Raw genomic sequence first — 9,724 nt, 5'->3', positions numbered from 1 at the left:
AAAGATCGAGAGTTGTATTTTTGAGAGATGCAGAAGAGCCACATTTGTTTCTGGGTAAGATGGGTAAGAAGCTGGAGCATTCGAGTATTACAAGTCTCTTTGCGGTGTTTAGAGAGGCGGCTTCTGTCAACAAGCGTCAAGCGGTTCATATCTTCAGGCATACGACGGCGACTGGGATGTTGGACAACGGAGCGGACATACGGCACGTTCAAGAGATGCTTGGACACGCGGATCTAAGTACGACTCAAATCTATACCCACGTAGCGATTCGAAAGTTAAAGGAAGTGTATGACAAGACGCATCCATCACTCCATACGCCGGATTCGAGTTCTTTACTGATCCCTATAAAAATGAGTACCTAAATGCCAGCTTGTTTCCAATAACTATCGAAACTGATTGTATTTGATTTCAATATACCTAAAGTAGATTTAGTTCTTTGAATCAATTGGCTAAGATTCTCCGGACAAAAATTAGCCATATAGTTTTTCTTCCAACGACACCAGATATATTCTTGAGGATTTAACTCCGGAGCATAAGGAGGCAAAAATTCTACTCGAAGCCTTTCCTCGTTTGCTTTTAAAAATTCATTCATTGTTTTGCTTTTATGAGCAGATAGATTATCCCAAACTATTAAAATCTTTTTGCGATTTTCCTTTAGAAGTATCTTTAAAAAATAAATAAGGTCCTGGCTTTTAACAGAGCCTGTTATGATCTGAAAGTGAAAATCTTTTTTAGAAATAGCACCGATTACTGATAACTTTTTCCAAGACATCTTGTGACGAAGGATCGGTGTCTTTCCGATTAAGCTCCAAGTTTTTATCGTATATGGATTCTGGCTGATTCCGCTTTCATCTAAAAATATGACCTTAAACCCTTCATTCTCTGCTTTTTTTTATACCGGGCCAAGTTTTCGTTTTCCAAGTTTCAATTGCCTTTTCATCTCTTTCCAACGCTCTTCTTTTAGGTTTTTGATACGAAAATCCTAATTGATGTAAGAGAATTCCTACGTAATCTTGATGATACGTTACTCCGAATTCTTTTCGTATGATTTCTGATACACGATACGTTGACCAAAGTTCATTCGGATAACCGTTACTGATCGGACCTTTCAAGATGATTCTTTTTAATTCTTTCTTCTCTGAAATGGTCAATTTGGTCGGTCGACCTCGTCGACCATTCCATTTTACTCCTTCGATTCCTTCCGATTCATATCTTTCTCGCCAACGCATTACCGATTGCTTACTTACTCCAAGCTTTTTTGATACTCCGTAGCACGTGTAGCCTTTCTTCAATAGAGCAATTCCCTTCAACCTACGTTTTTCCAAACGTTTTAACTTTTCCCTTTCTAAGTTTTGCATTATGACAATGGGATATTATTGTTATATTTTTGGTACTCTTTTTTGTAGGGATCAGTAGTGGTATCACAATCATTCAGCCGATCAGATTAAACAAGTTTTGAATGATGGCGCGATTCGAAAAACGTTCCTTTTGCAGGAATGCGCGAGCTTAAAATCAGAGATTCAGACTATAGAAACAGTTGATGGATTAGATAAAGTTAACATATCTTCGGGTTGGGGCTGAGGAAGGAAGACTATGGTTACCGAAAAAGATCTTACAGACAAAATAATTGCGAGGGACGTTTTACTGATCTCTACATAAAGGAGTACCGCCAATTTTAGCACAAATCCCCGTTTAGACGTAGAATTTTGGACACTCTATTATGTAGGGACGTTTTAGGATGGGAGTTTAACTCAGGGGTTGGGTGGCGAACAAAAGCAAATACGATTGAAACACGCTTGCCCGCGTTCAAAACTGATGCTCGATGGACCGGGTCGCTTTGGAATATAGCGCTCCCCATCATGCAGAAAAATCATATCGGGATTGAAGCCGGTTTTGATAGCATCGAGGTTAATAATTGTTTTTATGATGAGGTTTTTACGACATCTTCTATCAATTCCGCTCTGGCTCTGATTATTTTGAATAAGGATCTCTTTATCTTCAATGCCAAACATGTGGAGAGGGTTTAGATTCAATTTGGTTTATGACTCGTATAGCAAATCAGCAGCAAGTAAAAGAATAAAAAGTGAAACACTTAACGAATATAATAAACAATAGAGTTGTTGAAAAATTCCATAGCTCAGATTCACAAAACTGCTTCAATCGTCCATTTCAATGAAATGGAAACAGACTCAAGAATTAATTTTTCAAAAACTCTAATATGAATTAAGAAATTGAAAATCGGAATCGAGCTAAATGCGAACATTGTGGGAAGTTTACAAAGATTTTTAAATAATCCGGAATGTTTGAAATTCAGTTACGTCTTTAGCACTCATTCCCGACGGGGACAGCCCGGAATCATGAAGTGGTTTCGGGCTTTTTTATTTATTCGGCCCGGCGAAAACCTTTTCAGTTTGCGATTTGTTGCACATTTTTGATCTCAATTTCGCGCCTGGACCACCTTGCTACTTTTTCTTTACCACAAAATCATACTTCTTGCAAGTAAAAAGCCTCATTTTTGTCGGAACACTTGAAAAATATAAGTTTTTGATCCTTATGATCCCAAAGCCTTCTTAATTTGTGGGTAACGTTATGGCTTTCCTTAAACTCAGCAAACACCTTCCTATGGGTCGGTGTTTAAGTCGTTCGATGGGAGTGCTGGTGATATCACCCGGCTTTGTTAAGACCTTCCGCCCTCTGTCATTTTACTGAATCGAAAGTTAGCTCAATATGGTCTTATGTAAAAAAAAATAGCGGGAGGGCTTGACACAAGAAACATAGGAGAAGCGAGACGCTCGAGTTTTCCTTATATATGTTCTTTGTTTTGACTTCGCCAAGATAAACGGTAGCAGATAAATTATACTGGGATTTAAACCCCATTTCCTCGATGAATCTAAATTGGTACTCAAAAACTTATTAGGACTTTTGGGTAAGAATAACCCTAAGATAAACTCAAGCGCCTTTATGGAATCGAATGTTGGATTCATATTTGGACCTGTTAAGACTTTATGCCCGTATGTATTTTAGGGGAAAAAGAGGAATAGTCAAGATTCAAATTTTAGAAGAATTGATCACGAAAAAAATTTAGAGATGGTTTGAATCGGTTCGGATCAATACTTTTGAACAAAGATAATTTGTTGTTCTCAAAACAGAATTGAAAGTTTCTTCAAGAGGTTGGTTTGAAATGATATCATAGATTGGGAAACAAGTTTTCGAACTTTTAGAATCTCAAAATCGGTTTAGGAATTTTAACCGGAAAGGTTTTTCAACTTTTGTACGCGGGAGCGATGCGAAGGGCTTTAGTCTCGAGCGCTTTTTTTAAAATAACCCATAACTTTCCGTTTTATTTCGCGAAGAGATGAGCGAATAGCGAACCCGAAGCAGCGCGGTTCTCGCGGAGGCGAGAACCCGCCCTGAAAAATATTCAATAATTCTTATAAACTTATAGGACTGAATTTTAGGTTTTATGAATTTATCTATCGTTTTTAACTTTGTTTTTTTCCATCGAACGGTTTGAAATAGTTATATTTACTCGATCGAAAGTCGACTTAATTGATCTAAAAAGTTTACCGCAAAACTTCCGGGGCCGTTCGATTCTTTCGCTGAACGAGAACCTGCAATCGCAAATACCGCGGAAGCAGATGCGGATGCTCGTAACGGATCCTTTTGAACTCCCAAAAAAGAAGCGATCAACGCACCCAAAGAACAACCGACACCGGTTATCTTGGTCATAATCAGATCTCCTCCGGGGATCGCGATGGTTTCCTTTCCGTTCGTTACGTAATCCACTTCGCCGCTTACGGCGACAACCGCGCCAGTTTTTTCGGAAAGCTCTTGTGCATAGGGCAGGGCATCCTTGGAGCTCGCCGTCGAATCGACTCCTTTGCCTTTGCCTGCTGTTCCGGCTAACGCAAGGATTTCGGAGGCGTTCCCTCTAATTACAGTTGGTTTTAAGCCGAGTAATTCCTTGGTCACTTCCGTTCTGAATCCGAGTGCTCCTGCGGCGACAGGATCAACTACCCAGGGAATGTTCGTCTGATGAGCGACGGTTGCGGCGATTTTCATGGCTTTTGCGTCGTTTGAAGTTATTGTGCCGACGTTGATCAATAATCCACTTACAATCTTCGCGAATTCTCCAGCTTCTTCTTCGGCGATCACCATTGCGGGAGACGCACCGACTGCAAGTAATACGTTTGCAGTCCAATTGGTGACTACAATGTTCGTCATAACATGTGTTAGAGGGGAATGTTTTCTTAGTTCTAAAAGGTCTTCTACGATCTCTTTTGCTGGCCAGACTCTTTCTAAGATTGGATGTTTTGACATGATACTGTAGTTTTAAAAAAGAAAATGAAATCTTGTAAAGAACTTTCATCCTTTTTTATTCTGAAAAGAGTTTCGATTCCGTTTGAAGATAATTTTATGTTTGTAGGAGTTTTTCTGTTCCCTTTTTTTGAAAGTCGCAATAATGGGGATTGTTTGATTTCGTGCATCTATCTCTGTATTTAAAAATCACTCAGCCTAAATTTTCGGATTCAATATGAAACTCAAATTCGTTTTACTGATCTTTTAGGTGTGCAAGTCCTATTCATCCTTACGATGAAATTTCTCTCCTATAAAGAGGACGATTCTTTTCAATAATCGTTTTATTCAGAGCTTGTTCTAAAACCTTAGGATGTGAGAACTCGAACAACGAAAGAGGTTGTCAAAAAATCTATAAAAACTTTTCCAAAGGAGAATGTAATTTGTGAGAACTCCCGGCGTTTTTGCTACAAACTTGCTGATGGATGTAACTAGTTTATTTTAAGTTTTTTGGACAGACTTTAAAGATATACAAAGAGGCGTGCAAATACGCACGCCTCTTGATTGATTCGGGAATTTTTTAACGGTAAATTAAATCCGAACGCCAATCTCTCACCGGAGTGGAATTCAATCGTAGATAGAATGTTGCCTCCCCGGCAACACCATTACTCCAAAGAAATAAGTGTTGGTTCCAGGCTCCCTCTTTCCAAACCGTAATGTATTGATGTTTTGCCAAAACAGTATTATAATCTTTGAATGCGATTCGACTTCCGTCTTGTAGGCATCCCCCGTCCAGGTTTATGATTTGGAGTCGATCGGAGCCGTCATCAAATTTAGGATAGTAGCCGTAATTGCCGTTTCCTCCTGAAAATCCCCCGGAATACCACCAATTCCAAAAATAATTCAAATAAGCAGAGGGTTCGACTCGAACGTATCCGCTTTCCATGCAGAACGGGTTTGAATTGGGGTCCAATGGTTGTAATAAATTGAATTGCGTAAATTTTGTTCCAGTGGTTGTGTTCGCTTTCAACCATCCGTTCGGTTTTTGAGAATTGGCTTGAATCATTTTTTCGGTGGCTACGGATACTAAGGAAACTTGATCGTATTTTCTTCTATGCGCGGATTTTGTAGGAGTGGTGGAATCCGCATATACAAAACCGTAAACTGGATAGGAGTCGGAAAATTCGTAACTTATGTGTCCGTTCGATCTTTTCCAGATTTTTGGAGAAATCGGATCGTAAGCCAAATTTTGCCAAACCTCAGGTTGGCTGTGAAATTTTGAAACGAGCACATAATTCGTATATATAGGTTGCGAGTTGTGGTATCTCAAAGCGGCAAAGGCGTTAACTTGCGGGTCCCGTGTATAAGGAATTCCCACATATTTAGGCTCGTTTACGTTTAGATTAGTAAGCACTTCATAATATTCATCACTACCTCTGGCTATGTTCAGATCTCCCGCTATTAAAACGAGTTCGTCCTTCGGGATTGCTTTTGTATTAATGAAATCTTTGATATTGTTGAATTGACTCATTCTTACGGATCTTCCTAAATCCGAACATGCTGGACCTACCGTTTGAACTTGGGTTCCTATAACATGGAATTTTTTTCCATTTTTGTTGATTCGTACGTAAGTGAATCCTTTGTGATAAGACGATTCAACACCGCATCCAGAATTGTTGAAGATGTATTGTATCTTTTCTTCAATGGGCCATTGGCTTACGATTACGACTCCTCCGTCTGCAGAAGTAGATTGCCTGTAAACTCCTAAAGTAGCATTCCAACCGTTTCTGGTTCTTCCTACTGCATCGGTTTGATACGGATATTGTGAATGAATTCCGTCTAAGAGAATCCTTCTCGCGTTAGCGTCGGAAAGACCTTCAAATACTATGACGTCTTGATTTTTTATGTAGTCCGAGCCTACGATTTGTTCTGCTCTTTCTTTTTGTCCCCAATCTGCCCAACCTGGAAGTTGAGTCGACATTAAAGAAACGTTATGACTTAGAATTTTAATTTCCGAGTCTTGTGAATTGGAGCGTAGCCTACTGGAGCTTGATGGACCAGAGCTTATTGTTTCTACTATGCTAGTAATACTTCCTATACCGGTACTTGCTGGTTGGCCTGGAGGTGATGGATGGGAACTTGTTGTGCCACTTGATGGACCGTAGGTTATTACTATGCTAGAACTTCCTGTCCCAGTGTTTGCTGGTCGGCTTGGAAATACTATTGAAGCTGAACTTGAGCTTGTTGAACCAGAGCTTGCTGAACCAGAGTTTGTTGAACCAGAGCTTGCTGAACCAGAGTTTGTTGAACCAGAGTTTGTTGAACCAGAGTTTGTTGAACCAGAGCTTGCTGAACCAGAGTTTGTTGAACCAGAGTTTGTTGAACCAGAGCTTGCTGAACCAGAGTTTGTTGAACCAGAGTTTGTTGAACCAGAGCTTGCTGAACCAGAGTTTGTTGAACTTGAGCTTGCTGAACTTGAGTTTGTTGAACTTGAGTTTGTTGAACCAGAGTTTGTTGAACCAGAGCTTGCTGAACTTGAGTTTGTTGAACTTGAGTTTGTTGAACCAGAGTTTGTTGAACCAGAGCTTGCTGAACTTGAGTTTGTTGAACTTGAGCTTGCTGAACCAGAGTTTACTGAACTTGAGTTTGTTGAACTTGAGCTTGCTGAACCAGAGTTTACTGAATCAGAGTTTACTGAACTTGAGTTTACTGAACTTGAGTTTGTTGAATCAGAGTTTACTGAACTTGAGTTTGTTGAATCAGAGTTTGATGGGTCGAGATCTCCTGGACCTGGGCCTGCTGGTGAGGTAGAACTTGCAGGACCAGAACTTATTGGATCGTAATCTGTTGAACCCTGACTTTCATTGCTTACGCTTCTGTTATTCGAAATAAGGAGCAAAAACTTAAATAAATCAGCATAGGAAGTTTGTTTATCAGGTGAACAGCGTGAAATAAGAAATAAGAAGAGACTACAATATATAAGAAATCTTGAATTTGTATGTCTCTTTGATTCTTTTCTGACTTTTTCGGGGAAGACATTTCGCTTTGTTTTCATAATTTATCTCCATTCCTTTTTATGAACGTCTTTATTATACACAATCTGAAAAAGAATAATAGTTTTTTATAAAAAAGTGTTTCAATGGCGTAAACATTGTCGCTTAAGTGTTGTTTGGTGAAATGTATATCGAAGTTTGTTTGCAAGTCAGTATACGATTTGATTTAGATGCAAGTTTCGGAATATATTTAGAACAGAAGTAATGGACTTAGGTAGATCGATCAATACATACTCGTAATCTTCTATGACAAAACGAAAGATGAAATTGAAACTATGCTTCTATTCTTGCAACAAAAAGAAGGAAAAAGGTAAGATGTTTTATAGACTCGTATTGTACCGTGTTAGCGTGAAGAAATACGCGTTCTATCATCGATACCTCTACTTTCTTCTTAAAGCGTTTTTAAATACGCAAGAATGAACGGTTCTATATCTCCGTCCATCACTGCCGCGACATTTCCGGTTTCGTGGTCGGTTCTATGATCTTTCACAAGATTGTAAGGATGGAAGACGTAACTTCGAATCTGAGAACCCCAAGCGATGTCTTTTTTCTCGCCGGATTTTTTTTCCAATTCTTCCTTGGCTTTTTCCTGTTCCATCTCGTAGAGTCTTGCCTTTAACATCTTAAATGCGGTATCCCTGTTTTTAATCTGAGATCTTTCGTTTTGGCAGGCGACGACGATTCCGCTAGGGAGGTGAGTGATTCGAACTGCGGAATCGGTTGTATTGACGTGTTGTCCGCCGGCTCCCGAAGAACGGTATACATCCACGCGAATGTCTTTTTCTTCGATTTTGATATCGATTTCATCGTCTATTTCAGGACTTACGTGGACTGAAACGAAGGAGGTATGTCTCCTTTTGTTTGCATCAAAAGGAGAAATTCTTACGAGTCTATGAATTCCGTTTTCCCCTTTTAAAAAACCGAAAGCGAAATCACCTATCACATGTAAGGTGGCATTTTTGATTCCGGCCCCGTCGCCCGCCTGAATGTCAATGAGAGAATACCGATATCCCTTTTTTTCAAAATATCGAATGTACATTCTAAGAAGCATTTCAGCCCAATCTTGACTTTCGGTACCACCCGCTCCGGGGTGAATGTTTAGGAAAGCCGGTTTAAGATCCTCTGAATTTTTAAGAGCACCTAAAAGTTCCAGTTCTTCGAATTTTTCCTGAAGCCTGTTGTATTCTATCGAAAGCTCTCCGATACCGTTTTCGCCTTTTTCGTCGAGAATCAGTTCTACTAAATCAGGAAAATCTAATATATCTTGTTGAATCGTAAACCAAGGAGTGAGTTTTTTTTCCAGTTCGTTCTTTTTCTGACTCACGGTCCTCGCTTCTTCCGGATTGTTCCAGAGGTCCGGATCTTCAGATTTTTCATTGAGCGCCTTAAGACGATCCTTGTCCTGTTCCAAATTTAGGAGTTTCCAACGATTTAGAAAATTTTCCTGTAATTCTTTGGAGACTCTTTTAAGTTCTTTTGCTGATTTGACTTCCATAATCTTTGCTTGCGGTTAGTTTGATGATTTGTTGTAAGATGGATTAAGCGGATACGTTTATTGAAAAAGAAAATCTTCTTTATTTTCTCTTTCTTGTTCCCAGGAAAATACGGTGTCTCTGAGTTGCGGAGTGTTCCCTTCCACCGTGGCTACCAAAATATATTCCTCTTTCTTTCTGAATTCTTCCGGATTTTTCTTTAAGATCAGCTTACCGGATCGAATCAGATCGAGAATGTGAAGAAGAAAGGGATCTTTTTCCGTTCTGGAAAGTTCTTTCATCGCTGAATAAAACGGAGTGATCCCTTTGTGGAACCAATCCACGATTTCATTTTTTCCGCTCGGCCAGAGCTGATTGAGTTGAATCGTTTCTTCCCTGAGAAGAGACTTACCTTGAAACGGTTTTTGAAGATGCCTGCATTGAAAATAGAGTTCGTGGTTGATCTCTCTTGGAAAAGTCTTTCCATAACCGGAACCGATCCATTCGATCCACGCTTTTTTTTCTTTTACGGGTAGGGACGGAATGAGGGCAAAAAGATAATTCTGATTTTTGAATATTCGAGAAGTGGAAAGATGATCTAAAACCTCATAGGGGATCATATATAGACCTTTCTGCCATTCTAAAACCAGCGGAATTTTTTCTACGTCCAAATACTCCGCGGGAGTTTCGGCTCGGACGACGTCCCCGAACTGAGTGAGAATATAAATAAAAGAAAGAAGTTCTTGTCGATTCATTTTCCGGATCAACGTATCGGGATCCAAATTACGATGCAAAGCGTGTCTTAACAGATTGTATTGTTCTACTGGAAATTGAACCGGAGATAGGATGATCCCAAGAAATTTTTCCATTTTCTTGAGGCTATGTCTCTCCACGAGATCCAGA

6 protein-coding genes and 1 pseudogene (1 of these 7 only partly in view) are annotated in these 9,724 nt (G+C 39.6%); 2 read left to right on the top strand and 5 right to left on the bottom strand.

What is annotated here, in order from left to right:
• Positions 1–362 (top strand): tyrosine-type recombinase/integrase (locus LEP1GSC062_RS12400; protein WP_155827657.1); only part of this gene is annotated, 362 nt, incomplete at its 5' end.
• Here the strand turns inward: LEP1GSC062_RS12400 and LEP1GSC062_RS25565 are convergent.
• A pseudogene (locus LEP1GSC062_RS25565) lies at positions 359–1,358 on the bottom strand (IS630 family transposase). The gene LEP1GSC062_RS12400 and the pseudogene LEP1GSC062_RS25565 sit on opposite strands and share 4 nt — an antisense overlap.
• A gap of 348 nt (positions 1,359–1,706) precedes the next feature.
• Between LEP1GSC062_RS25565 and LEP1GSC062_RS24810 the strand changes: the two are divergent.
• Positions 1,707–2,027: a hypothetical protein gene (locus tag LEP1GSC062_RS24810; protein ID WP_010579179.1), complete on the top strand. Its 321-nt coding sequence runs from the start codon at positions 1,707–1,709 to the stop codon at positions 2,025–2,027.
• A 1,498-nt stretch (positions 2,028–3,525) separates the two neighbouring features.
• Here the strand turns inward: LEP1GSC062_RS24810 and thiM are convergent.
• The 4 genes from thiM to LEP1GSC062_RS12350 form a co-directional block, all read right to left on the bottom strand.
• A complete protein-coding gene (gene thiM, locus LEP1GSC062_RS12375; RefSeq protein WP_010579178.1) occupies positions 3,526–4,320 on the bottom strand; it encodes a hydroxyethylthiazole kinase in 795 nt (264 codons plus the stop codon).
• 556 nt (positions 4,321–4,876) lie between these two features.
• Positions 4,877–7,351 (bottom strand): sphingomyelin phosphodiesterase, encoded by a 2,475-nt coding sequence (sph, locus tag LEP1GSC062_RS25560; protein ID WP_020984420.1) that lies wholly within the window; start codon positions 7,349–7,351, stop codon positions 4,877–4,879.
• Between the two features lie 389 nt (positions 7,352–7,740).
• Positions 7,741–8,844 carry a peptide chain release factor 2 gene (gene prfB / locus LEP1GSC062_RS12355; RefSeq protein WP_020984416.1) on the bottom strand — a complete coding sequence of 368 codons (1,104 nt, stop codon included), beginning with the start codon at positions 8,842–8,844 and terminating at the stop codon, positions 7,741–7,743.
• Between the two features lie 57 nt (positions 8,845–8,901).
• On the bottom strand, positions 8,902–9,724 hold the 3' portion of the coding sequence (locus tag LEP1GSC062_RS12350; protein ID WP_004496971.1) for a hypothetical protein. The gene runs 23 nt beyond the window's last position; the window shows 823 of its 846 coding nt (coding positions 24–846); its start codon lies off the right edge, out of view; the stop codon is at positions 8,902–8,904.

Source organism: Leptospira alexanderi serovar Manhao 3 str. L 60 (assembly GCF_000243815.2).
Classification (GTDB): Bacteria; Spirochaetota; Leptospiria; order Leptospirales; family Leptospiraceae; genus Leptospira; species Leptospira alexanderi.
This window is presented reverse-complemented; position numbering and strand designations above follow the sequence as displayed.